Origin of the sequence: Natrinema thermotolerans (assembly GCF_031165565.1) — an archaeon.
GTDB classification, from domain to species: Archaea; Halobacteriota; Halobacteria; order Halobacteriales; family Natrialbaceae; genus Natrinema; species Natrinema thermotolerans.
Map to the genome: position 1 here is coordinate 2,810,882 of NZ_CP101873.1, position 24,322 is coordinate 2,835,203.

Annotated in this window: 36 protein-coding genes and 1 tRNA gene; 31 read left to right on the top strand and 6 right to left on the bottom strand. The window is 65.3% G+C overall.

Going from position 1 to position 24,322, the window contains the following annotated elements; all coding sequences use genetic code 11:
- Positions 1–92: 92 nt before the first annotated feature.
- The 3 genes from proC to NP511_RS14490 are packed head-to-tail and all read left to right on the top strand — an operon-like array spanning position 93 to position 3,004.
- On the top strand, positions 93–848 hold the full coding sequence (gene proC, locus NP511_RS14480) for a pyrroline-5-carboxylate reductase (protein WP_049804844.1): 756 nt from the start codon (positions 93–95) through the stop codon (positions 846–848).
- Positions 841–1,674: a glutamate 5-kinase gene (gene proB / locus NP511_RS14485; RefSeq protein WP_006651009.1), complete on the top strand. Its 834-nt coding sequence runs from the start codon at positions 841–843 to the stop codon at positions 1,672–1,674. Before proC ends, proB begins: the two co-directional genes overlap by 8 nt.
- On the top strand, positions 1,667–3,004 hold the full coding sequence (locus NP511_RS14490; RefSeq protein WP_049966073.1) for a glutamate-5-semialdehyde dehydrogenase: 1,338 nt from the start codon (positions 1,667–1,669) through the stop codon (positions 3,002–3,004). Before proB ends, NP511_RS14490 begins: the two co-directional genes overlap by 8 nt.
- Positions 3,005–3,018: 14 nt before the next feature.
- Here the strand turns inward: NP511_RS14490 and NP511_RS14495 are convergent, their stop codons facing one another.
- The 4 genes from NP511_RS14495 to NP511_RS14510 form a co-directional block, all read right to left on the bottom strand.
- Complete coding sequence (locus NP511_RS14495) at positions 3,019–3,591, bottom strand: double winged helix-containing putative transcriptional regulator (RefSeq protein WP_049966074.1); 573 nt, start codon at positions 3,589–3,591, stop codon at positions 3,019–3,021.
- A gap of 2 nt (positions 3,592–3,593) precedes the next feature.
- The gene (mch, locus tag NP511_RS14500) at positions 3,594–4,526 is read right to left on the bottom strand and encodes a methenyltetrahydromethanopterin cyclohydrolase (RefSeq protein WP_049966075.1); all 933 of its coding nucleotides are present in this window, start codon (positions 4,524–4,526) and stop codon (positions 3,594–3,596) included.
- A gap of 126 nt (positions 4,527–4,652) precedes the next feature.
- Positions 4,653–4,967 carry an MTH1187 family thiamine-binding protein gene (locus tag NP511_RS14505; RefSeq protein ID WP_049966076.1) on the bottom strand — a complete coding sequence of 105 codons (315 nt, stop codon included), beginning with the start codon at positions 4,965–4,967 and terminating at the stop codon, positions 4,653–4,655.
- A gap of 168 nt (positions 4,968–5,135) precedes the next feature.
- The gene (locus NP511_RS14510) at positions 5,136–5,489 is read right to left on the bottom strand and encodes a HalOD1 output domain-containing protein (protein ID WP_006180025.1); all 354 of its coding nucleotides are present in this window, start codon (positions 5,487–5,489) and stop codon (positions 5,136–5,138) included.
- Positions 5,490–5,924: 435 nt separating this feature from the next.
- Here NP511_RS14510 and NP511_RS14515 point away from each other — a divergent pair, with 435 nt between their 5' ends.
- Positions 5,925–6,368 carry a DUF4112 domain-containing protein gene (locus tag NP511_RS14515; RefSeq protein WP_049966077.1) on the top strand — a complete coding sequence of 148 codons (444 nt, stop codon included), beginning with the start codon at positions 5,925–5,927 and terminating at the stop codon, positions 6,366–6,368.
- A gap of 269 nt (positions 6,369–6,637) precedes the next feature.
- On the opposite strand, the gene NP511_RS14520 is transcribed toward NP511_RS14515, so the two are convergent.
- Positions 6,638–6,708 (bottom strand) — tRNA-Gly (locus tag NP511_RS14520).
- Between the two features lie 312 nt (positions 6,709–7,020).
- Here NP511_RS14520 and NP511_RS14525 point away from each other — a divergent pair.
- Genes NP511_RS14525 through secY form a run of 25 tightly spaced genes read left to right on the top strand, consistent with a single transcriptional unit; the run spans position 7,021 to position 21,435 of the window.
- A complete protein-coding gene (locus NP511_RS14525) occupies positions 7,021–7,896 on the top strand; it encodes a putative RNA uridine N3 methyltransferase (protein WP_006651016.1) in 876 nt (291 codons plus the stop codon).
- Between the two features lie 4 nt (positions 7,897–7,900).
- Positions 7,901–8,920, top strand: a complete 1,020-nt coding sequence (locus tag NP511_RS14530) for a 50S ribosomal protein L3 (protein ID WP_006651017.1) — start codon at positions 7,901–7,903, stop codon at positions 8,918–8,920.
- Positions 8,921–8,923: 3 nt separating this feature from the next.
- Positions 8,924–9,676, top strand: a complete 753-nt coding sequence (gene rpl4p, locus NP511_RS14535) for a 50S ribosomal protein L4 (RefSeq protein WP_049966078.1) — start codon at positions 8,924–8,926, stop codon at positions 9,674–9,676.
- Complete coding sequence (locus tag NP511_RS14540) at positions 9,673–9,927, top strand: 50S ribosomal protein L23 (protein WP_006651018.1); 255 nt, start codon at positions 9,673–9,675, stop codon at positions 9,925–9,927. The genes rpl4p and NP511_RS14540 overlap by 4 nt, the downstream gene beginning before the upstream one ends.
- A 2-nt stretch (positions 9,928–9,929) precedes the next feature.
- Positions 9,930–10,652, top strand: coding sequence for a 50S ribosomal protein L2 (locus NP511_RS14545; RefSeq protein ID WP_006651019.1), 723 nt, complete (start codon positions 9,930–9,932; stop codon positions 10,650–10,652).
- Positions 10,649–11,071, top strand: coding sequence for a 30S ribosomal protein S19 (locus NP511_RS14550; RefSeq protein ID WP_006180018.1), 423 nt, complete (start codon positions 10,649–10,651; stop codon positions 11,069–11,071). The genes NP511_RS14545 and NP511_RS14550 overlap by 4 nt, the downstream gene beginning before the upstream one ends.
- A 7-nt stretch (positions 11,072–11,078) precedes the next feature.
- Positions 11,079–11,558, top strand: coding sequence for a 50S ribosomal protein L22 (locus tag NP511_RS14555; protein WP_006180017.1), 480 nt, complete (start codon positions 11,079–11,081; stop codon positions 11,556–11,558).
- The gene (locus tag NP511_RS14560) at positions 11,558–12,505 is read left to right on the top strand and encodes a 30S ribosomal protein S3 (protein ID WP_049966079.1); all 948 of its coding nucleotides are present in this window, start codon (positions 11,558–11,560) and stop codon (positions 12,503–12,505) included. Before NP511_RS14555 ends, NP511_RS14560 begins: the two co-directional genes overlap by 1 nt.
- A complete protein-coding gene (gene rpmC, locus NP511_RS14565; protein ID WP_006651022.1) occupies positions 12,505–12,729 on the top strand; it encodes a 50S ribosomal protein L29 in 225 nt (74 codons plus the stop codon). Before NP511_RS14560 ends, rpmC begins: the two co-directional genes overlap by 1 nt.
- A gap of 10 nt (positions 12,730–12,739) precedes the next feature.
- Positions 12,740–13,147 (top strand): ribonuclease P protein component 1, encoded by a 408-nt coding sequence (locus NP511_RS14570; RefSeq protein WP_049966080.1) that lies wholly within the window; start codon positions 12,740–12,742, stop codon positions 13,145–13,147.
- Positions 13,138–13,572, top strand: a complete 435-nt coding sequence (locus NP511_RS14575) for a 30S ribosomal protein S17 (protein ID WP_006180013.1) — start codon at positions 13,138–13,140, stop codon at positions 13,570–13,572. Before NP511_RS14570 ends, NP511_RS14575 begins: the two co-directional genes overlap by 10 nt.
- Positions 13,572–13,970, top strand: coding sequence for a 50S ribosomal protein L14 (locus NP511_RS14580; protein WP_006180012.1), 399 nt, complete (start codon positions 13,572–13,574; stop codon positions 13,968–13,970). Before NP511_RS14575 ends, NP511_RS14580 begins: the two co-directional genes overlap by 1 nt.
- A 2-nt stretch (positions 13,971–13,972) precedes the next feature.
- Complete coding sequence (gene rplX / locus NP511_RS14585) at positions 13,973–14,329, top strand: 50S ribosomal protein L24 (RefSeq protein WP_006651024.1); 357 nt, start codon at positions 13,973–13,975, stop codon at positions 14,327–14,329.
- Positions 14,326–15,024, top strand: a complete 699-nt coding sequence (locus NP511_RS14590; RefSeq protein ID WP_006651025.1) for a 30S ribosomal protein S4e — start codon at positions 14,326–14,328, stop codon at positions 15,022–15,024. Before rplX ends, NP511_RS14590 begins: the two co-directional genes overlap by 4 nt.
- Positions 15,021–15,554, top strand: a complete 534-nt coding sequence (locus NP511_RS14595) for a 50S ribosomal protein L5 (RefSeq protein ID WP_006180009.1) — start codon at positions 15,021–15,023, stop codon at positions 15,552–15,554. The genes NP511_RS14590 and NP511_RS14595 overlap by 4 nt, the downstream gene beginning before the upstream one ends.
- On the top strand, positions 15,547–15,735 hold the full coding sequence (locus tag NP511_RS14600) for a 30S ribosomal protein S14 (RefSeq protein ID WP_006651026.1): 189 nt from the start codon (positions 15,547–15,549) through the stop codon (positions 15,733–15,735). Before NP511_RS14595 ends, NP511_RS14600 begins: the two co-directional genes overlap by 8 nt.
- 1 nt (position 15,736) lies before the next feature.
- Positions 15,737–16,129, top strand: coding sequence for a 30S ribosomal protein S8 (locus tag NP511_RS14605; RefSeq protein WP_006180007.1), 393 nt, complete (start codon positions 15,737–15,739; stop codon positions 16,127–16,129).
- Positions 16,130–16,131: 2 nt separating this feature from the next.
- Complete coding sequence (locus tag NP511_RS14610; RefSeq protein ID WP_006651027.1) at positions 16,132–16,665, top strand: 50S ribosomal protein L6; 534 nt, start codon at positions 16,132–16,134, stop codon at positions 16,663–16,665.
- Positions 16,666–16,668: 3 nt separating this feature from the next.
- The gene (locus NP511_RS14615; RefSeq protein WP_006651028.1) at positions 16,669–17,379 is read left to right on the top strand and encodes a 50S ribosomal protein L32e; all 711 of its coding nucleotides are present in this window, start codon (positions 16,669–16,671) and stop codon (positions 17,377–17,379) included.
- Positions 17,372–17,821, top strand: a complete 450-nt coding sequence (locus NP511_RS14620; protein WP_006651029.1) for a 50S ribosomal protein L19e — start codon at positions 17,372–17,374, stop codon at positions 17,819–17,821. The genes NP511_RS14615 and NP511_RS14620 overlap by 8 nt, the downstream gene beginning before the upstream one ends.
- Positions 17,821–18,369 (top strand): 50S ribosomal protein L18, encoded by a 549-nt coding sequence (locus NP511_RS14625; protein WP_006180000.1) that lies wholly within the window; start codon positions 17,821–17,823, stop codon positions 18,367–18,369. Before NP511_RS14620 ends, NP511_RS14625 begins: the two co-directional genes overlap by 1 nt.
- Positions 18,366–19,022 carry a 30S ribosomal protein S5 gene (locus tag NP511_RS14630; RefSeq protein WP_006179999.1) on the top strand — a complete coding sequence of 219 codons (657 nt, stop codon included), beginning with the start codon at positions 18,366–18,368 and terminating at the stop codon, positions 19,020–19,022. Before NP511_RS14625 ends, NP511_RS14630 begins: the two co-directional genes overlap by 4 nt.
- Positions 19,022–19,489, top strand: coding sequence for a 50S ribosomal protein L30 (locus tag NP511_RS14635; RefSeq protein ID WP_049966081.1), 468 nt, complete (start codon positions 19,022–19,024; stop codon positions 19,487–19,489). The genes NP511_RS14630 and NP511_RS14635 overlap by 1 nt, the downstream gene beginning before the upstream one ends.
- Before the next feature lie 2 nt (positions 19,490–19,491).
- Positions 19,492–19,971, top strand: a complete 480-nt coding sequence (locus tag NP511_RS14640) for an uL15m family ribosomal protein (protein WP_049966082.1) — start codon at positions 19,492–19,494, stop codon at positions 19,969–19,971.
- Positions 19,972–19,974: 3 nt separating this feature from the next.
- Positions 19,975–21,435, top strand: coding sequence for a preprotein translocase subunit SecY (gene secY / locus NP511_RS14645; protein ID WP_015298766.1), 1,461 nt, complete (start codon positions 19,975–19,977; stop codon positions 21,433–21,435).
- Between the two features lie 680 nt (positions 21,436–22,115).
- Here secY and NP511_RS14650 read toward each other — a convergent pair.
- On the bottom strand, positions 22,116–22,382 hold the full coding sequence (locus NP511_RS14650; protein WP_006179994.1) for a cytochrome C oxidase subunit IV family protein: 267 nt from the start codon (positions 22,380–22,382) through the stop codon (positions 22,116–22,118).
- A 121-nt stretch (positions 22,383–22,503) separates the two neighbouring features.
- Between NP511_RS14650 and NP511_RS14655 the strand changes: the two genes are divergently transcribed.
- The gene (locus NP511_RS14655; RefSeq protein ID WP_211249112.1) at positions 22,504–23,931 is read left to right on the top strand and encodes a hypothetical protein; all 1,428 of its coding nucleotides are present in this window, start codon (positions 22,504–22,506) and stop codon (positions 23,929–23,931) included.
- Positions 23,932–24,029: 98 nt separating this feature from the next.
- Positions 24,030–24,314, top strand: coding sequence for a DUF7410 domain-containing protein (locus tag NP511_RS14660; RefSeq protein ID WP_049966083.1), 285 nt, complete (start codon positions 24,030–24,032; stop codon positions 24,312–24,314).
- Positions 24,315–24,322 lie beyond the last annotated feature (8 nt).

The following is a 24,322-nucleotide window of genomic DNA, read 5'->3' on the forward strand; positions in this document are numbered from 1 at the left end:
CTCCCGACCGAACGAAACCAAAGTTGGTATGACCGCCTCGGTTCCTCCGTTAGAGCAAGATGGTACAGACGAGCGTTATCGGTTGTGGCAACATGGGGAGTGCCCTGATAAAGGGCCTCCATCGATCGGGGAATCACACGGTGACCGCGTGTGACCTCGATCCCGACGCACTCGAGTCGGTCGCCGACTACGTCGATCACACGACTTCGGAGGTCTCCGAAGCGGTGACCGACGCCGACGTCGTCGTCGTTGCCGTGAAGCCGGACATCGTGGGCGCGGTGCTTTCGGATCTCGATCTCTCGCCGGACCAGACGCTGCTCTCTATCGCCGCGGGCGTCCCGACCGACTACGTCGAGGCCCGGACCGACGCGAACGTCGTCCGGATCATGCCGAACCTCGCCGCCGAGACGGGCGATATGGCCGCGGCCGTCACCGGCGACGACATCCCCGGCGAGGTGCGGCAGCTGCTCGACGACGTCGGCGAGTTCGCCGAAATCGACGAGGGACAGATGGACACCGCGACCGCCGTCAACGGGAGCGGCCCCGCGTTCGTCTTCTATCTCATTCAGGCCATGGCCGAGGCCGGCGTCGAGGGCGGCCTCGAGGAGTCGGACGCGGAGACGCTGGCCGCCCAGACGTTCAAGGGCGCGGCCGAGACCGTCCTCCGGTCGGACCGCAGCACCGAGGAACTGATCGACGCCGTCTGCTCACCCAACGGGACGACCATCGAGGGTATGGAGGTCCTGTGGGACAGCGACGCCGACGCGGACGTCACCGCGGCGGTCCGGGCGGCCGAAGAACGATCCGCGGAACTGGCCGCCGAGTTCGGCGATGAGAACGATGCGTGAGGAACTCGAGGAGTCGGGCGTCGAGGAAGCACGACGGCTGGCGGCCGACGCCGACCGGGTGATCGTCAAGGCCGGGACCAACTCCCTGACCGACGAGGACTCGAATCTCGACGACGGGAAACTCGACAAGCTCGTCGACGACCTCGAGGACCTCCTGAAGCGGGACAAAGAAGTCATTCTCGTCTCCTCGGGCTCGATCGGGGCCGGGACGGGTCGAATCGAACAGTCGAGCGGCACCGTCGAGGAGTCCCAGGCCCTCTCGACCGTCGGCCAGAGCCTCCTCATGCACCGCTACACGGAGAGCTTCGACCGCTACGGCCGAAAGGTCGCACAACTGCTCTTGACCCAGCACGACCTCGAGAACCCCGAACGCTTCACGAACCTGCGAAACACGATCGAGACGCTGCTCGATTGGGGCGTCGTCCCGATCATCAACGAGAACGACGCCGTCGCGACCGAGGAGATCCGAATCGGCGACAACGACATGCTCTCGGCGGCGACGACGATGGGCGTCGACGCCGATCTGTTAGTGACGCTGACCGACGTCGGCGGCGTCTACACCGGCAACCCGAAGGAAGACGACGACGCCGAGCGCATCGACGCCGTCGGCACCAACTACGACGACGTTCAAGGGATCATCAGCGAGACCACGTCCGACGGCTTCGGCGGCATCAAGACCAAGGTCGAGGGGGCACGCGACGTCAGCGAACACGGCGTCCCGGCGGTCATCGCGAAGTCGACCGCGCCCGACGTCCTCGAGAAGATCGCTACTGCCAAGCCCGTGGGTACCATATTCGTTCCCATCAACGGTGTGAGCGATGACTGAAACCGACATCGAAGCCGACGTCGCGGAGGCACAGGGCGCGGCCCTCGAGCTGGCGAAACTGTCCGACGAGGAGCGGAAGACAACGCTGTACGAGATCGCCGACGCCATCGAGGCCCGAACCGACGAGATCCTCGCCGAAAACGAGAAAGACGTCGAAGAGGGCGAGCGGCTGCTCGAGGAAGGCGAGTACACGCAGGCGCTGGTCGACCGACTGAAGCTCTCGGAGTCGAAAATCGAGAGCATCGCCGACATGGTTCGCAGCGTCGCCGAGCAAGACGACCCCCTCGGGAGGACCCTCTCGGCGCGGGAACTCGACGAGGACCTCGAGCTGTACAAGGTCGCGGTCCCGATCGGCGTCGTCGGGACGGTCTTCGAGTCCCGGCCCGACGCGCTCGTCCAGATCGCGTCGCTGGCGCTCAAGTCCGGCAACGCCGTGATCCTCAAGGGCGGCAGCGAGGCGCTGCACTCCAACCGCATCCTCTTCGAGACCATCGAGGAGGCGGCCGCCGACGCCGGCGTCCCCGACGGCTGGGCCCAGCACATCGAGGCCCGCGAGGACGTCGACGCCTTACTCGAGATGGACGATTCGATCGACCTCCTGATGCCACGGGGCAGCTCCGCGTTCGTCAGCTACATCCAGGACAACACGAGCATTCCCGTGCTGGGCCACACGGAGGGGATCTGTCACGTCTACGTCGACGACGCGGCCGACCTCTCGATGGCCGAAGACATCGCCTACGACGCCAAGGTCCAGTACCCCGCCGTCTGTAACGCCGTCGAGACCCTGCTGGTCCACGAAGACGTCGCCGCGGAGTTCCTGCCGGCGATCGCCGACCGCTACGAAACCGCCGACGTCGAGATCCGCGGCGACGAGGCCACGCGCGAGATCGTCGACGTCGCGGCCGCGACCGAAGACGACTGGGACACCGAGTACGGCGACCTGATCGTCTCGATCACGGTCGTCGACTCGCTCGAGGCCGCGATCGACCACATCACGACCCACGGTTCGAAACACACCGAGTCGATCGTCACCGAGGACGACGAGCGCGCGCGGACGTTCATGCGCAGTATCGACTCGGCGAGTGTCTTCCACAACGCCTCGACCCGCTTCGCCGACGGCTACCGATTCGGTCTCGGTGCCGAGGTCGGCATCAGCACCGGCAAGATCCACGCCCGCGGTCCCGTCGGGCTTGAGGGCCTGACCACCTACAAGTACCACCTCGAGGGCGACGGCCAGCTCGTCGCGACCTACGCCGGCGAGGACGCGAAGCCGTACACCCACACGGAACTCGACGCCGACTGGTCGCCCGGCCGGCTCTCGGACGAGTAACGCCTCGAGATTTTCTACTCGCGCGTGAGTGCGACCCGATAGCCGTCGTCCACTCGCTCGGCAAGCCCCAGCAGTACCGCCCACTCGAGGAGCCGTTCGGTCCGCTCCGGATCGACTCGAGGGCGGCCGGACCGCCGCCGATCGGCGCTCGAGCCATCCTCGCGGAGCCGTTCGACGACCTCGGCGACGGTCAGCGGCTCGTCGGCGTCCCGTCGAGCCTGCGAGTCGGGGCTCGTGGGACCGTGTTCCACGGCGTCCTCGAGCGCGGTACACACCGCGTCGGCGCCGTCGACGCGTGCCCGGAACGCCCGGCCGAGCCGCTCGCGCTCGAGTACCGCCGGCTCGGCCGCGTCCCCGCTCGAACCCGTCTCACGGCGGCGAAAACTCCCCGACTCTTCGACCGCGAGTTCGAGCGCACGCAGGAAGGTGAGCCACGTCGCGGCTTCCTCGCGGTCCTCGAGGGGCGTCTCCTCGACGAGGTGGGCACAGCAGTCGTCGACGTCGTCGACCGCCGCGGGGAGGGCGCGGTAGACAGTTTCGAGGGTCTCGAAGTCGGCGGGCGGCTCGGGGACCGGCTTGAACCGCACGGCTACAGGTCGAAGGAGTCGACGAGCAGGTCCTCGTCGGTCTCGCCGTGGACGTAGGTGGGCCCGCCGATCACGTCGATCGTCACCGTCGCGGGCGCGAAGAGATCCGACGGCACCTCTTCGAAGTCCCAGTCGAGGTCGTCGAAGACCTCGCCGAAGGGACGGCCGTGGTCCTCCGCGGCCGTCGAGGGCACCGAGTCGAAGACGTCGGCGTCCTCGCGGACGGTGAGGTGGGCGCGGCCGCCGTAGGCGATGGCGTCGTTCGTGCGCGCGATGGCCGTGCGCTCGTCGCCCGCGACGGGCGCGACGGGCGCGCGCCCGGTCGCGGAGACGATATCAAGCGGGTCGTAGCCCAGTTCCGAGAGCCGGAAGGTCGCCAGTTCGGCCGCGCGGGCGGCGTTGGTGATCGAGCCGACGAGGCTCGCGGTCGGGTAGGCAAGCAGGAAGACGCTGCTCGTCTCGACCTCCGCGAGGTCGGCGACCTGCTCGGCCGCGGCCGCGGTCGGCTCCTGTTCGGTCTCGAGGGCCAGTGCCGTCAGATCGAAGGCGTCGGTGTAGCCGATCCGGCGGAACTCCTCCTCGCGGGCGACCAGCGCCCGGGCTGGACCGCTGCCCAGCCCCTCGAAGTCCTCGGTCGTCAGCTCCCAGCCGGCCTTCTGCGAGCAGAGCAGCGCGAGCGCCGGCTGGTCGGTCGAGAGTTCGACGTAGGGGATCGACGCGTCCCCGAGTTCGCCGAGTTCGTAGCTCGGCGTCGCCATCCCGGCGGTCTGGATCTCGGTCAGCAGGAGGCCGGCCTCGATACCGCCGTCGAATTCCAGGCCGAAGTCCAGGACGGTCGATTCGTTCTCGAGGTCGTAGCCTCCGATGTTCAACTCCTCGGCGTAGTCGAGGGCCTCGTCGACCAGCTCGATCGCCATGCGATTGAGACTTTCCATGGGGCGGGATTCAGCCTCCGGGGTAAAACCGTTTGTCCGTTCGTGTCCGACCAGTGGCTGACGGCTGTCAGATCGGTGCCGGGTGTTCCGCCTCGAGAACCTACCGTCGACCGGGTCGTCGATCGCTCACTCCTCCCGGCTTCGGGCCGGTCGGCCGAGGTGGTCCTCGACGACCGCGACCTTCTCCGCGGCGTCGACCTCACGAGTGCGCTTGTCGTCGATCTTCAGGACGGTACTCACGCGGTCGGCGTCGACCGCGTCGTGAGCCGCCTGCGCGGCCGCGAAGAGTTCGTCGGTACTCTCGGCCTCGATCACCGTCCCCATCGGATTCGTCTCGTAGCTCACGTCGAAGTCCTCGAGGGCGTCGACCGCCTTCGCGACCTCGCCGGCCATGCTGTCCTCGATCACCGGTGCGACGCTCAAGAGCGCGACTACCGTCATGGGCGGCGGTGATGATCGGGAGTACCCTAAAGCCGTGCCATGCGGCCGGCTTCGCCGCTGATCGCCCGCTCGAGCGTCGGTTCGATCGCGGACGCTCGTCGGTTCGGCCGGTCGCGGCGCTGGGGAGCGAGCGTCGCCGGAAAAACGATCAGGACTGGACGTGTGGCCTCAGTTCGTCGTCGGGGTTCGAGGCGTCTCCGCAGGTGGGTAGATGATGACGTCGCCGTTCGCGTAGACGTACACCTCGTGTTCGAGGGCGGTGAAGGCGATGTGGCCGCCGGTACGTTCGGTGCCGTCGGCCTTCTTGCCGAAGATTCGATCGAGCGCGTCCGGGTCGACGCTGTCGTAGAGGGAGAACTCCCCCTGGGAGACGTCGGTCTCCGCGATCGACGCGAGCGCGTGGACGATCGTCGTCGTGATCGTCGCGGTACCGTCGGGATCGTGGTGGAAGACGTACCGATCGTTGGGCTGGTCGTACTGGAGATCGTCCGTGCCCGCTGCGGGTGAGATTTCTGTCTGCATTGCTATATCTGATCGTTCAATCGTGTATTAGACCGTAGTTACTCATAGTATAAAAGCCACTCGCAGGCGACAATAGTACTCATACGTGAAATACGTCCGCGGATTAGTAATTGAATGAAAATACGCTGGCATCCGTCTATCACGGTCGTTCACGACCGCTCGAGCGGGGGTAAGCACCGGTTCCCGTCCGCTGTCTCGGGGCAAATTCGAACTTTGCCCGCGAAAGCGCCGGTTAGGCTCGTCGATCTCCGCCGGTGGACTGGCGTCGAACGCCGATCGTGATCGTCTCGCTCGAGCGCGGCGATCCGTCCGCGCGTTCGCGACGCCTGCCGGCCATCGGCTCCCGACCCGTCGCCGGTACGATGCCCATCAATATCCATGCCCGCTTGCCACGTCCGTCCGCGTCCTTATCCACACGGGCGTCCAATCGTTCCCATGGCTTCCGACACAACCGAGCGGCGTTCGGACCTGGAGACACTTATCGACGACCTCCCTGCGGCCGTCGACGACGCGGCGGTCACGCGAATGCGCGTCGTCGCACACGCCCTCGACGAGGGGGTGCCGGTTCCGGGAACGGACTTCAGGATCGGTCTCGACCCGATCGTCGGCATCCTCCCGGGCGCGGGCGACACCGTCGCGGGGGCCGTCTCGCTGTATCTCGTCGCCGAGGCCGCACGGCTCGGCGTCTCGCTATCGACGCTGGTGCGCATGATCGCGAACGTCGGCGTCGACACCGTCATCGGCTCCGTTCCCGTCCTCGGCGTCGCCTTCGACGCCGTCTGGAAGGCCAACAAATGGAACCTGAAACTGGCCCTGCAGGACCTCGCCGCCGAGGGCGGTGAGACTGACACCGGGCCCGACGTCGTGACGATCGACTAGCTGGCCGCCGCCGAAGCCGTCGCCCACGAACGGTCGCTACGACTCTCCGTGTGCCGATCCGTCGGAGCCGCGCCGACTCGAGGAGGTGTTCCGAACTCACCGCACCCGCGCGATCGCGTATCGCGGCCGCTCGAGGCGTCGGCTTCGGAGAAGTGCGCTGGCCGGAGTTCGAACGACACGGAGACGGTTCCGCTCGCTCGCGGACTGAGACATCTCTCGTTAAGATTCAGGACGATCTCCGTCACTAACGGAGTTGAGTACGACAGAAATGCGCTGGCTGGGATTTGAACCCAGGTTGTGACCATGGCAAGGTCACGTGATACCACTACACTACCAGCGCCCGCAGCGCCTCGCTGCACTCATACCTACTGTCGGATGGATGTATAAGGGTTGCGAATCGAACCCGCATCGCCATGCTGCAGCATGGCGATTCCCGAGTTATCGGGCCGACAGTTCCGCCCCAAAGGCGGCAACATGGGCCGGGTCGGACGTCGGTCGATCGTGACTAGTCGTCACACGCGAGTGTGTGTCCGTTCGGCACGAATTCGTCGGTGTGAGCCGTTGACAGCCGGGATCGAATCCGCTATTCTTTTAAGACCCTCTCCGCAATACATCGCTACAGTCTAGTGACGCGGCGCCGAAGCGTTTCGGCATGACCGTCAGCATACTCGTGCCGTCGTCGCTCAGCCGGGAAGCCGAGGACAAACGCGAGGCTACTCGCAAACTCGGATACGTCGCCCGCGCGGCGACGGTCTTCCGGGCCGACCGCCTGCTCGTCTATCCCGACCGGGACGGCGAGACGGGGCGGTTCGACGGCGGGTTCGTGGAAACCGTCTTGCGGTACGCCGCGACGCCCCCCTACCTCCGCAACGAGGCGTGGGGGATGCGGGACGAACTGGAGTATGCGGGCGTCTTGCCACCGCTCCGCGCGGTGTCACAGACCGGCTCCGAATCGAACGGTTCGGGGTCGTCAAGACAAGGGATCGTGACCGAGGTCGGACCTGAAGGGCGCGTCCGGGTCAATTGCGGACTGCAACACCCGATCTCCCTCAACGTACCGCCGAAAATGGCGGTCGAGGAGGGGGAGCGCGTGACCGTCAGGATCTCTTCGCGACGACCGGTCCGGGCGAAACTCGAAGACGTTCCCCTTCCGGGGCTCGCCGTCGAGCGGACGGACCTTTCGACAGCACTCGGCCGTGAGGACGCCGGCGTCCGTATCGCCGCCTCCCGATTCGGTGAAGAACTCACCGTCGGGCGGCTCGAGACGCTGGCCGGACGTATCGAGGGCGATGGGATGACCGTCGCGTTCGGTGCGCCCGAACGAGGGCTGCCGGATATCCTCGAAATCGAGGCATCCGCCGTCGGGGCCCCGAAGGACGCGGCCGCCGGCGAGGATGACGGAGTCGAACCCACAGCCGATCCGGGGTTCGACCTCTGGCTAAACACGGTTCCGGATCAGGGAAGCGAGGTCGTGCGAACGGAGGAGGCTCTGTTCGCTACCCTCGCGTCCCTCTCACTGCGAGAGTGAAAGCATGCCACAAGCAAATACACCACGCAAAGGCTCACTCGGGTTCGGCCCACGAAAGCGTGCGACCAGCGAGGTCCCGCGTTTCAATTCGTGGCCGGACACTGACGGACAGCCGACGCTGCAGGGCTTCGCGGGCTACAAGGCCGGCATGACCCACGTCGTCATGGTCGACGATAAAGCGAACTCGCCGACCGAAGGGATGGAAGAGACCGTCCCCGTGACGATCGTGGAGACGCCGCCGATGCGCGCGGTCGCGCTGCGAGCGTACGAAGACACACCGTACGGGAAGAAGCCGATTACCGAGGTCTGGACCGACGAGTTCGTTCCGGAACTCGATCGGGTTCTCGACATTCCCGGTGACGATTACGACGTCGACGCCGCCGAAGACGAGCTTCGGGGCCTCCTTTCGGAGGGACGCGTCGACGACGTCCGCGTCATCACGCATACGGTGCCCACCGAGATTCCCTCGGTACCGAAGAAGAAACCCGACGTGATGGAAACGCGCGTCGGCGGCGGCTCCGTCGAGGAGCGCGTCGACTTCGCCCTCGAGACCGTCGCCGACGGCGGCGAACACGTCATGAACGACGTGTTCCGCGCCGGCGAGTACGTCGACGCAAGCGGCGTCACGAAAGGGAAAGGGACTCAGGGTCCCGTCAAGCGATGGGGCGTCCAGAAACGCAAGGGCAAACACGCCCGGCAGGGCTGGCGTCGCCGCATCGGCAACCTCGGCCCCTGGAACCCCTCCCGCGTCCGCTCGACGGTCCCCCAGCAGGGCCAGACCGGCTACCACCAGCGGACGGAACTGAACAAGCGCCTCGTCGACATCGGCGAGGGCGCTGACGCGACGGTCGACGGCGGCTTCGTCAACTACGGCGAGGTCGACGGCCCGCACGCGTTGATCAAGGGCTCGCTCCCCGGGCCACAGCAGCGTCTCGTACGCTTCCGCCCGGCGATCCGACCCGGAGACCAGCCGCGCCTCGATCCCGAGGTCCGGTACGTCTCCACCGCATCCAACCAGGGATAACACATGGACGCAACAGTACGAAACCTGGACGGCTCGGACGCGGACACGATCGAGCTCCCGGCGGTCTTCGAGACCCAGTACCGCCCGGACCTGATCGCTCGTGCCGTTCGCGCCGCGCAGGCAAACCGAAAACAGGACTACGGTTCCGACGAGTTCGCCGGCCTCCGAACGCCGGCCGAATCGTTCGGTAGCGGCCGCGGGATGGCCCACGTCCCACGACAGGAGGGTCGCGCTCGCCGCGTTCCCCAGGCCGTCAAGGGACGCAAGGCCCACCCGCCCAAAGCCGAGAAGGACCAGTCCGAATCGATCAACACGAAAGCAAAGAAACTGGCCGTCCGCAGCGCCATCGCTGCGACGACCGACGCCGAACTCGTCGCCGAGCGCGGCCACGAGTTCGACGAAGACGCCGAGATCCCCGTCGTCGTCGACGACGAGTTCGAGGACCTCCAGAAGACCCGCGAGGTCGTCGACTTCCTCGAGGCAGCCGGCCTCGCGGACGACATCGAACGCGCCGACGAGGGACGCAGCGTCCGCTCCGGTCAGGGGAAAGCCCGCGGCCGCAAGTACAAGACGCCGACGTCGATCCTCTTTGTCACCGCCAGCGAGACCGGCCCGTCCCGAGCGGCCCGGAACCTCGCCGGTGCCGACGTGACGACGGCCGCCGAGGTCAACGCGGAGGATCTCGCACCCGGCGCCCAGCCCGGACGGCTCACCGTCTGGACCGAAAGCGCGCTCGAGGAGGTGGCCGAGCGATGAGTTCGGCCATCGAACACCCGCTGGTCACGGAGAAGGCGATGAACGACATGGACTTCGAGAACAAGCTCCAGTTCGTCGTCAATCCGGACGCGACCAAGCCCGAGATTCGGGACGAGGTCGAGGAGCGGTTCGAAATCTCCGTCGAGAACATCAACACGCAGGTAACGATGAACGGCAAAAAGAAGGCGATCGTCCGCCTCTCCGAGGAAGACGACGCTCAGGAAGTCGCTTCGCGAATCGGGGTGTTCTGAACATGGGACGACGCATTCAGGGCCAACGACGCGGCCGCGGGACCTCGACGTTCCGTGCCCCGTCCCACCGATACAAGGCGAAGCTCGACCACAAGAAAGAGGAAGACGACGACATCGTGCGCGGGACGGTCGTGGACATCGAACACGACCCGGCCCGATCCGCACCGGTCGCCGCCGTCGAGTTCGAAGACGGCGACCAGCGACTGATCCTCGCCCCCGAGGGCGTTTCGGTCGGCGAGGAACTGCAGGTCGGCGTCTCCGCCGAGATCAAGCCCGGCAACACGCTGCCGCTGGCCGAGATCCCGGAGGGCGTTCCGGTCTGTAACGTCGAGTCCAACCCCGGCGACGGCGGCCGATTCGCCCGCGCCTCGGGGACCAACGCCGACCTGATCACCCACGACCGGTCGGCGGCGGTCATTCAGCTTCCCAGCGGCGAGGTCAAGCGCCTTGATCCGCAGTGTCGTGCCACCATCGGCGTCGTCGCCGGTGGCGGCCGCACGGAGAAGCCGATGGTCAAGGCAGGCAACAAGTACCACAAGATGAAGGCCCGGGGCACGAAGTGGCCCCGTGTCCGCGGTGTCGCGATGAACGCCGTCGACCACCCGTTCGGTGGCGGCGGCCGACAGCATCCCGGCCAACCCAAGTCCGTCTCTCGGGACGCCCCGCCGGGACGGAAGGTCGGTGACATCGCATCCCGAAGCACCGGTCGAGGTGGCAACAAATGAGTCAGGAGTACCGAACCGGCCGCGAAGGTGAGTTCACCTACCGCGGTCACACGCTCGAGGAGCTGCAGTCGATGGAGCTCGACGAGGTCGTGGAACTGCTCCCCGCACGACAGCGGCGAAGTATCGAACGCGGTCTCTCCGTCGAAAAGGAGAAACTGCTCGAGGAGGCCCGCGAAGCGGGCGAAGAGGAAACGGCGAACAACCCGATCCGAACGCATCTCCGGGACATGCCGATCCTGCCCGAGTTCGTCGGGCTGACCTTCGAGGTCTACAACGGACAGGCCTTCGAGCGCGTTCGCGTCGAACCCGAAATGATCGGCCACTACCTCGGCGAGTTCCAGCTGACACGGACCTCCGTCGAACACGGTCAGGCCGGCATCGGCGCGACCCGATCGTCGAAGTTCGTCCCACTGAAGTGATTATCGTATGGGAATCAACTACTCAGTCGACGCGGATCCCGACGCCACGGCGAAAGCCATGCTTCGGGAGCGTCATATGAGCCACAAGCACAGCAAGGAGGTCGCACGCGAGATCAAGGGCAAGACCGTCGGCGAGGCCCAAGCGTACCTCCGTGACGTAATCGACGAGAAGCAGTCGGTCCCGTTCAAGTCCCACAACGCCGGCGCGGGGCATCGCTCCGACGTCGATGGCTGGGACGCCGGCAAGTACCCCGAGAAGGTCTCGGGGGAGTTCCTCGACCTGCTCGAGAACGTCGAGGCCAACGCGGACCATCAGGGCTTCGACGGCGAGTCCATGGAGATCGTCCACGTCGCCGCCCACAAGATCGGCGAGTCCGTGGGCCGCAAGCCCCGCGCGATGGGGCGTGCGTCTTCGTGGAACACGCCGGAGGTCGACGTCGAGATCGTCGTCGAAGAACAGGAGACCGAGGAGGAGGACGATAGCTAATGGCTGACGAACATCAATTCATCGAGAACGGCCTGCAGCGGTCCCAGATCGACGAGTTCTTCCAGGAAGAACTCGGCCGTGCGGGCTACGGTGGTATGGACGTCGCCAAGACGCCGATGGGAACCCAGATCGTCCTCAAGGCCGAAAAGCCCGGGATGGTCATCGGCAAGGGCGGCGAGAACATCCGGAAGGTCACGACGACCCTCGAGGAGCGGTTCAACCTCGAGGACCCCCAGATCGACGTGCAGGAGGTCGAAGAACCCGACCTGAACGCACGGATCGTCGCGGATCGACTGGCCAACGCACTCGAGCGTGGCTGGTACTTCCGCAAGGCCGGTCACACGACGATCGACCGGATCATGGAAGCCGGCGCGCTCGGTGCCGAGATCGTCCTGTCGGGGAAGGTCACGGGCGCTCGATCGCGCGTCGAGAAGTTCAACCGCGGCTACATCAAGCACAACGGCGAGCCCGCCGAGACGGTCGTCGACCACGGCCAGGGCGTCGCGGTCATGAAACTCGGCACCATCGGTGTCGACGTCAAGATCATCCCGCCGGGTGCGGAGCTGCCCGACGACTTCGAGGTCAGCGAAGACATGGACCCCGAAGAGATCGTCCCCGACGCCGTCGAGGTCAACGAGGAAGGCGGCGTCGAGGAACTCCTCGAGGGCGAACCCGAGGAGGCCGAGGCCGCCGAGGCCGAGGCTGACGCTGCGGACGCCGACGAGGCCGACGCCGAGGCCGACCTCGACGAAGACGTCGTCGAGGAGGTCATCGAGGAAGAGGTCGACGGCGACGAGGAGTTCGACGAGGTCGAAGTCCCCGGCGGCGACGAGGACGTCGAGGAAGACCTCGAGGAACTCGAGGAAGACGTCGAAGCCGAGGCCGAGGAACTCGTCGAGGAGATGGAAGAGGCCGACGACGACGCGGACGAGGGAGGTGACGCCTGATGGCGATCCTCCACGTCGAAGAGATCCGCGACATGACGCCCGCCGAGCGGGCGGAAGAACTCGAGGAACTCGAGACCGAACTGCTGAACCAGAAGTCCGTCCTCGCCGCCGGTGGGGCCCCGGAGAACCCGGGCCGCATCGGCGAGCTGGGTCGCACCATCGCGCGGATCAAGACGATCCAGCGCGAGGAAGGCGACGTAGCGGACGAAGCGACCGACGAATAACCACACACCAATGGCACTAACACCCGAAACGCTGCCGCGACACGAACTCAACGGGCTCCCCGTCCGAGTCGTCGAGAGCGACGACTCCTCGCGGGTGGGCATAGAGGGACGCGTCGTCATCGAGACGACCAAGACCCTCTCCGTAGAGATCCGTGACGGCGGCGAGTCTCGGGTGGTGATGGTGCCGAAATCGGGCTCGACGTTCGAGTTCGCGATCACAGATGACGCCGCCGACCTCACGAAGGGGTCGGGGACTGCGTCCAAACTGGCCGACACTCAACCTGCAGCGGGGGACGATTGCGCCGCTGCTGTAGATAGCGCCGGCGAGGATGTAGCCTACGTTACGGTCGATGGATCGCGCTTGCTCTCACGACCCGCCCGACGCACGGAAACGAATGGTGACTCACCATGGCAATAGGACTAGACGTTGACACCCCTCCGGAACCAGAGAACCCGGAGGAATACGACTACGAGAAGTGTCCGTTCTACGGCGAACTCTCCGTTCGAGGGCAGATCCTCGAGGGGACGGTCGTCTCGACGGACATGGACAAGACCGTAGTCGTCGAGCGAGAGTACGATGTGGCGGTCCCGAAGTACGACCGACACATGAAACGACGCTCGCGCATCCCGGCACACGTACCGGGCGTGCTCGAGCCGCTCTCGGTCGGTGACACGGTCAAGATCGCAGAGACCCGACCACTGTCGAAGACGAAATCGCACGTGGTCGTCGAAGTAACCGAGGAAGCGACCGCCGAGGACCTCGCGGAGCTGACCAGCCAGGCCGAGCCTGAGCCGGCGCTTTCCGACGAGGACCTCGCCGCCGCAGAAGAGGGTGATCAGTGATGGAGGCGATGAAGGCCGACGTCACGCAGGGCCTGAAGAAGGGCTCGCTGGTCACGTGTGCCGACAACACCGGCGCGCGTGAGCTGAAGGTCATCAGCGTCGCGGGCTACCACGGCACCAAGAACCGCCAGCCGAAGGCGGGGATCGGTGACAAAGTGACTGTCTCGGTCACCAAGGGTACCCCGGAGATGCGCCGCCAGGTCCTCGAGGCCGTCGTCGTCCGCCAGCGGAAGTCGATCCGCCGGCCCGACGGCACCCGACTGAAGTTCGAGGACAACGCGGCGGTCATCATCGACGAGAACGAAGAGCCCCGTGGTACGGAGATCAAGGGGCCGATCGCCCGCGAAGTCGCGGAACGCTTCGGAGCAATCGCCAGCACGGCGACGATGATCGTATAGATATGACCGAGCAACCACACAAACAGCGAACGCAGACGGAACGCGCGCCGCTGCACAAGCGACAGAAGCAGCTGCACGCGACGCTGTCCGACGACCTCCGCGAGGAGTACGACACCCGTCGAACCCGCGTCAACGCGGGCGACACGGTCGAGGTCATGCGCGGCGACCACGCCGGCGACGAAGGCGAGGTCATCCGCGCGATCCTCGAGGACGGAACGATTCACGTCGAGGACGTGACCGTCGAGACGGCCGACGGCGAGGAAGTGCCGCGGCCGCTTGACCCGTCGAACGTCCGGATCACGGACCTCGACCTCGAGGACGAGCGTCGCGAGGCGCGTCTCGAAGGTGATAGCGAATGACGAAACACCAGAAACGACTATCGGTACCGAAGTCCTGGCCGGTCGAGCGAAAGACCGAGACCTTCACGGTCAAGGCCGACGCCGGTCCCCACGGTGAAGACGGCGTGCCGCTCGTCGTCCTCCTGCGGGACGTCCTCGGCTACGTGGACTCGCGGAAGGAAGCACGGTACGCCCTGAGCGAGGACGCGATCCTCATCAACGGCGACGCGATCAACGACGAACAGCGCCCGATCGGCATGTTCGACATCGTCGCGTTCCCCGGTCGCGGGGAGTACTACCGCGTCTTCCCCGACGAGGGCGGTCGGCTCGCGCTGACCGAGATCGACGAGGAGTCGGCCCAGAGCCGCCTCGGCAAGATCGAGGGCAAACAGCAGGTTCCCGGCGGCGACACGCAGCTCACGCTGCACGACGGGACCAACGTCCTCGTCGACGATGACGAGTACCAGGCAAACGACTCGATCGTCATCGACAACGACGACAAATCGATCGTCGCCCATTTCCCCTACGAGGAGGGGGCGCTCGTGACGGCCGTCCGTGGCAACCACGGTGGCAAGATCGGCGAGGTCGACGCGATCGACGTCACGCCGGGCAGCGGCTCGAACCGCGTCGGCGTCTCGACGGACGACGGCGGCTTCGAGACCGTCGAGGAGTACGTCGTCGTGATCGACGAGAACTTCACGGGTGATGACGAATGAGCGAAGCCGAAGCCGACTTCCACGAGATGCGCGAACCGCGCGTCGAGAAGGTCGTCGTCCACATGGGCGTCGGTCAAGGTGGTCGCGAACTCGGGAAAGCCGAAGACATCATCGAGGAGATCACGGAGCAGGAAAGCGTCCGGACCCAGGCGAAAAAGACCGAACCCGACTTCGGCATTCGCCAGGGCGATCCGATCGGCACGAAGGTCACCCTTCGTGACGACGACGCCTACGAGTTCCTCGAGAAGGCGCTGCCGCTGACGGAACTCTCCCCGGCCCAGTTCGACGACACGGGTAACTTCAGCTTCGGTGTCGAGGAACATACCGACTTCCCGAGCCAGGAGTACGACCCGAACGTCGGGATTTTCGGGCTGGACGTCACCGTCAACCTGGTGCGTCCGGGCTACCGGATCGCCAAGCGCGACAAGGCCACCCGGTCGATCCCGTCGAAGCACCGACTGACCCCCGAGGACGCGCTCGCGTTCATCAGGGCGAACTTCGACGTCAGCGTGGAGGCAGACGATGAGTGAAAGCGAAACAGAAGCGGACGACGACCGCACGGGCGAGCACGCCGCAAAGCGGACGGGACAGATCGAGTCCTGTCAGCGCTGTGGTCGCGAGCAAGGACTCGTCGGCAAGTACGACATCAATCTCTGCCGACAGTGCTTCCGCGAGATCGCCCGCGAGATGGGATTCAAGAAGTATCGATAACATGACCGGAAACGATCCACTCAGCAACGCGCTCTCGGGACTCGACAACGCCGAGAGTGTGGGTCATCTCACCCACGAGGTAACGCCCGCCTCGAACGAGATCGGCAGCGTACTCGAGGTCTTCTACGACCGCGGGTACATCGACGGCTTCGAGTACGTCGACGACGGCAAAGCCGGTCAGTTCGAGGTCGAACTGAAAGGAGCGATCAACGAGTGCGGCCCTATCAAGCCCCGCTACGCCGTTGGCGCTGAAGACTTCGAGAAGTGGGAGAAGCGCTATCTCCCGGCTCGAGACTTCGGTGCGCTCGTCGTCACGACGAGCAGTGGCATCATGAGCCACTACGAGGCACGCGAGCAGGGTATTGGGGGCCAGGTGATCGCATACGTCTACTAACCATGCGAGTTGAACTGGAAATCCCCGAAAACGTAACCGTCGAGGTCGATCGGTTCGACGTGACCGTCGAAGGTCCGGAAGGTGCCGTTTCGCGGCGCCTCTGGTACCCCGACGTGACCGTCGAGACAGACGACGACCAGGTGGTCATCGAAAGCGGCGTCGAGGACGCGAAGACGAACTCGACCGTCGGCACCTTCGAGAGCCACATCACCAACGCCTTCCACGGCGTGACCGAGGGCTGGGAGTACGAGATGGAGGTCTTCTACTCTCACTTCCCGATGCAGGTCCGCGTGGAGGGCGAGGAGGTCGTCATCGAGAACTTCCTCGGCGAAAAGGCACCGCGACGAACGACTATCCACGGTGAGACGGAGGTTACCGTCGACGACGAGCAGCTCGTCCTGTCCGGCCCCAGCAAGGAAGACGTTGGACAGACGGCGGCCGACATCGAGCAGCTGACGAAGGTCAGCGGCAAGGACACCCGTATCTTCCAGGACGGGGTCTACATCACCAACAAACCCGCCAAGGGAGGTGCCTGATAGATGGCAGACGACGAACCCCAGGAACTCGAGGACATCAGCGGCGTCGGCGCGAGCAAGGCAGACGCACTACGCGACGCCGGCTTCGAGTCCATTCAGGACGTCAAGGAAGCCGATCAGGACGACCTTGCCGAGGCCGACGGCGTCGGCAACGCGCTTGCGGCCCGTATCAAGGCCGACGTCGGTGACCTCGAGGTCACCGAGGAGACCGAGGCCGAGATCGAAGACGAAGGCGCCGAAGAGGAAGAGCCGGACGAAGACGTCGAAACCGAACTGCAGCCCCGCGGGCTGACCGAGAAGACGCCCGATCTCTCCGAGGAGGAGGAGCGACTCCTCAACCGACGGAAAAGCGAGGGCAAGCCGCAGTTCAACCGGCAGGACTACCACAAGAAAAAGCGGACGCCGGAATCCTGGCGTCGACCCCGCGGGACGCTGTCCAAGCAGCGCCGCGGCGTCAAGGGCAAGGGCCCGAAGGTCCAGGCCGGCTACCGCACGCCGACGGAAGTCCGCGGGAAGCACCCGAGCGGCTTCGAGGAAGTCTACGTCGAGAACACGGACGACCTCGAGGGCGTCGACGGCTCCCGCGAAGCGGTCCGGATCGCCTCCTCGGTCGGCGCGCGCAAGCGCGAACGCATCGAGGAGCAAGCAGAGGAGCAGGGCGTCCGCGTCCTGAACCCGACCTACGAGGAAGTCGAGGTGGAAGCAGATGACTGATCTCTCCGCACAGAAGCGACTGGCAGCCGACGTCCTCGACGTCGGCGAAAACCGCGTCTGGCTCGACCCCGACGCCCAGGGCGACATCGCCGAAGCGATCACCCGCGACGAGATCCGCGAACTCGTCGACGAGGGACGCATTCAGGCCGACGACCCCTCGGGCAACTCCCGCGGTCGCGCCCGCGAGCGCAACGCGAAACGCGCCTACGGCCACCAGAAAGGTCAGGGCAAGCGCCGCGGCAAGAAAGGCGCACGCCAGAACGAGAAAGACGAGTGGCAGGACAAGATTCGCGCACAGCGTCGGAAGCTGCGTGAACTCCGCGACAAGGGCGAACTCTCGCCCACGCAGTACCGCGAGCTCTACAAGAAGGCTGGCGGTGGGGAGTTCCGTAGCGTCCGGTACCTGTTGAACTACATCGACGACAACTACGGTGACCAATAATGGCGACAGGACCACGATACAAAGTACCGATGCGGCGTCGCCGTGAGGTCCGGACGGACTACCACCAAAGGTTGCGCCTGCTGAAATCGGGCAAGCCCCGCCTCGTCGCTCGCAAGAGCAACAAGCATACTACGGCGCAGCTGATCACTCCCGGACCTCAGGGAGACGAGACGCTCGCAAGCGCACATTCGAGCGATCTAGAGGAGTACGGTTGGGACGCACCCACGAGCAACATTTCGGCGGCGTATCTGACCGGCCTGCTGGCCGGCCAGCGAGCCGTCGAAGCCGGGATCGAGGAGGCAGTGCTGGACATCGGCCTCAACACCGCGACGCCGGGCAACAAGGTGTTTGCGGTCCAGGAGGGGGCGATCGACGCCGGCCTCGAGATCCCGCACAACGACAGCGTACTGGCGGACTGGTCGCGCACTCGCGGCGAACACATCGCCGAGTACGCCGAGCAGCTAGACGAGCCGCTCTACAGCGGCGAGTTCGACGCGACTGACCTCCCCGAACACTTCGACGAGGTACGAGAGGAGATCCTAGAATGAGTGGAAACAACTACAACGACGGCGGATGGGAACCGGTTACCCGTCTCGGCCGAATGGTTCAGGAGGGCGACATCGAGACGATGGAGGACGCCCTCAACTCGGGCCTCCCGCTGAAGGAGCCCGAACTCGTCGATCAGCTCCTCCCCGGGCTGGAAGACGAAGTACTGGACATCAACATGGTCCAGCGGATGACCGACTCCGGGCGACGCGTGAAGTTCCGCTGTGTCGTCGCCGTCGGCAACCGCGACGGCTTCATCGGCTACGCGGAAGGCCGCGACGACCAGGTCGGTTCCGCCATCCAGAAGGCCATCGGTATCGCGAAGCTGAACATGATCCAGGTCCCCCGCGGTTCGGGTTCCTGGGAGGACCGCTCGGACCGGCCACACTCGCTGACCCGACGGACGACCGGCAAGGCCGGCTCCGTCGAAGTCGAGCTCATCCCCGCCCCCGAAGGGCTGGGGCTGGCCGCCAGCGACACCGTCCGTCACGTCCTCGAGCTGGCCGGCATCGAGAACGCCTGGACGAAGAGCCACGGCAACACGCGAACGACGGTCAACCTCGCGAAAGCGACCTACAACGCACTCGAAAACGCCTCCCAGTCGCGGCACCCGCGCCGCCGACCCAACCGTGAGGAAGCCGAGGTGAGCGAGTGATGAAGGCGATCGTTCAGGTTCGCGGCGAAGTGAACCGACAGGACGACGTCCAGGACACGCTGGAGATGCTCAACATCCACAGCGTCAACCACTGCGCGCTCGTCCCCGAGACCGACGCCTACGAGGGGATGATCGCGAAGGTCAACGACTACGTCGCCCACGGCGAACCCGACACCGACGTCCTCGAGACGCTGCTCGCAAAGCGAGCCGAACCCCTCGAGGGCGACCAGGCAGATGTCGACGAAGCGTGGCTGGCCGACAACACCGAGTACGACGACTTCGGTGAACTGGCCGACGCGCTCCTGGCGGAGGAGACGACCCTTCGTGACGAAGGGCTGTCACCGACGCTTCGACTCCACCCACCGCGGGGGGGTCACGAGGGTATCAAGAAGCCGACCATCGAGGGCGGCCAACTCGGAAAGCATACAACGGGGCAGATTAACGACCTGCTAGAATCGATGCGATAACCATGACGAGCAAAAAACGACGCCAGCGCGGATCGCGGACCCACAGCGGCGGTTCCCACAAGAACCGACGCGGTGCGGGCCACCGCGGTGGTCGCGGCCGTGCCGGGCGCAGCAAACACGAGTTCCACAACTACGAACCGAAGGGCAAACACGGCTTCAAGCGTCCCCACGACATCCGCGAAACGGTCGCGGAGATCGACGTCCAGAAGCTAGACGAGGACGCGATCCTCTATGTCGCGGAGGACCTCGCCGAGGAGACCGACGGTGGCTACGCTCTCGACGCTCGCGATATCGTCGAGGACGGCCACGAGGTCGACAAAGTGAAAGTCCTCGGTTCAGGACAGGTTCGCAACGAACTGACCGTCACGGCTGATGCCTTCTCCGACGCGGCGGAAGAGAAGCTCGAGGCCGCTGGCGGCGAGGCCGTCTTCACGGAGCGCGCACAGGAGGACGACGCCGACGACGAACAGGACGAGGACTAACATATGGGATGGAAGGAAGCCGCTGAACCGGTCCTAACGCGGATGCCAGCAGTGCGCCGTCCGGAGGGGCACGTCCCCTTCAAGCGGAAGCTGATGTGGACGGCCGGCATCCTCATGTTGTACTTCTTCCTGACGAACGTCACGCTGCTCGGTCTGCAGTCCGGCGGGGCAAACGACCTCTTCGGCGAGTTCCGCGCGATCCTCGCGGGCTCACAGGGGTCGGTGCTGCAGGTCGGTATCGGCCCGATCGTCACCGCGAGCATCGTCTTACAGTTGCTCGGCGGGGCGAACTTGCTCGGACTCGACACCGACGATCCGCGGGACCAGGTCCTCTATCAGGGGCTCCAGAAGCTGCTGGTGGTCATGATGGTGATCCTGACCGGGCTTCCGATGGTGTTCGCCGGCGGCTTCCTGCCAGCCCAGCAAACGCTGCAGCTCGGCGGCCTCGCTCTCGAGGGAACACAGGTTCAGCTCCTGATGTTCGCCCAGATCCTCGTCGGCGGGATCCTCATCCTCTACATGGACGAGGTCGTCAGCAAGTGGGGCGTCGGGAGCGGGATCGGCCTGTTCATCATCGCCGGCGTGAGCCAGCGACTGGTCACCGGGCTCGTCCAGCCCGCACAGGGCGGGTTCCTCTTCGACTGGTATCGCATCCTGACCGGTCAGGTCGACGTCGGATCGCTCGTTTCGGCGAGCGGACTCCAGACGCTGCTGATCGGCGAGGGACAGCTCATCGCACTACTGACGACGCTGCTGATCTTCGGAATCGTCGTCTACGCGGAGTCGGTCCGCGTCGAGATTCCGCTGAGTCACGCTCGCGTCAAAGGCGCTCGCGGTCGCTTCCCCGTGAAGCTCATCTACGCGAGCGTCCTGCCGATGATCCTCGTTCGCGCCGTGCAGGCGAACGTCCAGTTCATGGGCCAGATCCTCAACCGGCAGTGGAGCGGCATGCCCGCCTGGCTCGGCACCTACTCGCAGGGCCAGCCCGACGGCGGGTTCTTCTACTACGTGTCGCCGATCTACTCGCCGCAGGACTGGATGTGGTTCACGGCGAACGTCTCCCAGGAGTGGTGGCAAGTGCTGATCCGCATCGGTATCGACGTCACGTTCATGGTCGTCGGCGGTGCGATCTTCGCCATCTTCTGGGTCGAAACGACCGACATGGGGCCCGAATCGACGGCGAAGCAGATCCAGAACTCCGGGATGCAGATCCCCGGCTTCCGACAGAACGTCGGCGTCATCGAGAAGGTCATGGAGCGGTACATTCCGCAAGTGACCGTCATCGGCGGCGCACTGGTCGGCCTGCTGGCCGTCTGGGCGAACATGCTCGGTACCATCGGTTCCGTCTCCGGGACGGGGCTGCTGCTCGCGGTCTCGATCACGTACAAGCTGTACGAGGAGATCGCCGAGGAACAGCTCATGGAGATGCACCCGATGATGCGCCAGATGTTCGGCAACGAGTAAACCGTTCGCCGTCTCCCGACGACCTGCCTTTCCTCGTTTTCACCGCCCGATAGCGACGCTCTTCTCGAGGCTCGCTGCTTCTCGTACCCGATCCGGACCGAACGAGAGGGTCGAGCCGGGTCGATTCTGCATGTGGTAGCTCTCTCTCGTCGAGACGATCCACCGCGAGCGGTGCATCGCCGAAGCGCCGTCGAGACGGCTTTCTCAGGGAATCAGCAAGCGTCAGTATAAACCGATGACCGACTCGACTGTCTCCGCGACGCAGTTGGAGTCGATTCCCGAGTGGGTGGAGGATTCCGTCGTCAGGCTGCCACGGGATTCGAGCCGAGTGACGGATAATGGGTCCGGGACGATCGAATTCGGCCTCGAGGACGGCCCCATCAATACAACTCGGCAACGTGAAACCGCGCTCGTTTGCCGTCCGTACCGAACGTTGAGAACGGTTACCCGGCGCTCTCAGTCGGTCGTGGTTCCAGTTTCGGGGCCTGTGTCACCCGGTTCATCTCCTCGTGGAAAACGGTGCTGTCCGATTCGTGGGGCTCCAGAACCAATCGGTGATGTCGAGTTTGAACGTGGCTGTGACAGTCGAGAGGTCACTCGAGCGACGCTAAAGACGATACGAATCCCACCCGATCGGCGGGAGAAAGGACGTGCCCGATCGTTGCGACGAGACGGCGCGGTTACTGAATCGAGTACCCAGCAGCGAGGGTCAGCAGGACGACCATGAACGCTGCGGTGAGCATCATGTAGGTGATCGAGCGGGGTTCGTCTTTCAGGTGCTGGAAGTAGCCGGCGATCAACGAGACCTTGATGGCCGCCAGAATCATCGTCCCGATTATTGCCATCTCGTAGGTGAAGATATCCGGGAAGTGGAAGAAAACGAACTTCCCCGTAGCCAGCAGTAGCAGTGCCACGTAAATCAGGCTGTACGTCCGAATGCTCGCCATTGGTGGTGAATGTGGGCGACGGATACTTATACCTTCCTCATATGACCCCAACGGAACGTGCCCCCGCGACGTAGCCACCGCTCGCCGTGGGCGGTACCCGGGAACTGGAAACGACACGTAGATGGACGACCAGCCCGAATCGCCGCCAATGAGTGGACGGTCGGCTTTCGTCCGCCGGTTCGGTATCGGCCTCGCAGTCGCGTTCGTCGCGCTGGCTGTGGGTGCCGGCGTCGCCGCCGCCAGCAACGTCGCCGCCGGTCTCACCGGCGGCAGCGACGTCTCCGTGCCGACGTGGCTCTACCTCGCGACCGGCGGCGGCGCGGTCGGTGCTTCGGCGCTTCTGACCATGCTCGTCACCGACCGGGAGGTCATCGGGGCGTATCACGATCGCACCCTCGAGTCACCTGCAAAGCGGCTGGAGTCGGCCGGTGGCCTGCTGCTTGGCGTCGTCGGACTCCTCGGACTGGCCGGCATTCTCGTCGTCGGCGTCCTCGGACCGAACATCGGGCTGGTCAGCGCGACGGTCCTCGTGACCTTCGCCGGCGGCCGCGCGCTGTTGACGATCGTCACGTACACGGTCGGGGACCCCTGGCCCGCGTTGAACCCCTGGCGACGAATCGCCGAGGTCCTGCCGAGCGCGGGTGAGCCCTACCCGGAGGCCTACCGTTCCTGGCCCGCCGTGATCGCCCTGCTGGCGTTCGTTTGGCTCGAGGTGGTCGCGCCGCTGACGTCGTCGCCCGTGGTGTTGACGTTCGTCATCGTCATGTACTCGCTGTTTACCCTCTCGGGCGCGGTCGTGTTCTCCCCGGAGACGTGGTTCCGTCGCGGGGATCCGCTGTCGCTGTGGTTCCGGTGTTACGGGGCCGTTGCCCCGATCCAGCGGACCGACGACGGACTCGAGCTTCGGTTTCCGGGCGCACGCTTGAGCGAGGCCGACCTCGTGACCGACCGATCGCTCGTGGCCTTCGTGCTGGCGTTGGTCTGGGAGCTGACCTACAGCGGCTTCATCGTCACGCCGGTCGGCGTCCGAACGATCGAGGCGCTGGTCGGGATCGGCCTGCCGCCGGGACTGGTCTATCTGGCGCTGTTGGCGGGCGGGTTCGCGGCCTTCTGGAAGGTCTACTGGATCGCCGTCGACCGGACCCGTGAGCGGGCCGAGACGTATCTCTCACGGGAGTATCTCGGCCTGCGACTCGCCGCCCCGCTGCTTGCCATCGCGGCCGGCTACCACCTCGCACACTACGTCGGCTTCGGGCTCTCGCTGTGGCCGTCGCTGGTCGACGCCGTGGCGATGCCGCTGAACCCGCCGCCGAACCCGACGCGCTATGCCCTGCCGGGCTGGTTCGGCTACGTCGAGATCGCGGGCATCCTGCTCGGCCACGTCCTCGCGGTGTGGGTCAGCCACACCGTCTCCTTCGACCTGTTTCCCGGGAAACTGCAGTCGATCAGGAGCCAGTACCCGCTGATCGTCGTGATGGTCTTTTTCACGATGGCGAGTCTGTATCTCGTCTCACAGGGCTCGATGAGCCCGCCCTACGTCCCGAGTTGACGGCCCGTCCGATCGACGAGCCGTTGTGATGATCCGTCGGTCGGTGCGGTGTTCCGAACCGGCAATCACTTCTTCGCGCCGCCGTAACGACCGACCGAATGGCGACCGAACGCGCGCTCGAGCCGGAGTACGAGGTGCCGACGGACGGCCCGGAAGCGACCTGTCCGTACTGCGGGCGGCCGTTTCGGTCCGACCGCTATGCCACCTTCCACGTCGGGGTCGAACACGCCGAGGAGTGTACGGACGCGGAGCAGGAGGCCTTCGGCGAGGAACGCGACGACGAGGAGTACGACCTGTTTACCTTCCATTTCAAGACCGCTATTTCGGTGTTTCTGGTCTACTTCCTGTTTACGTTCATCTACGCGCTCATCTGGGCCGGGTAGATCGTGCC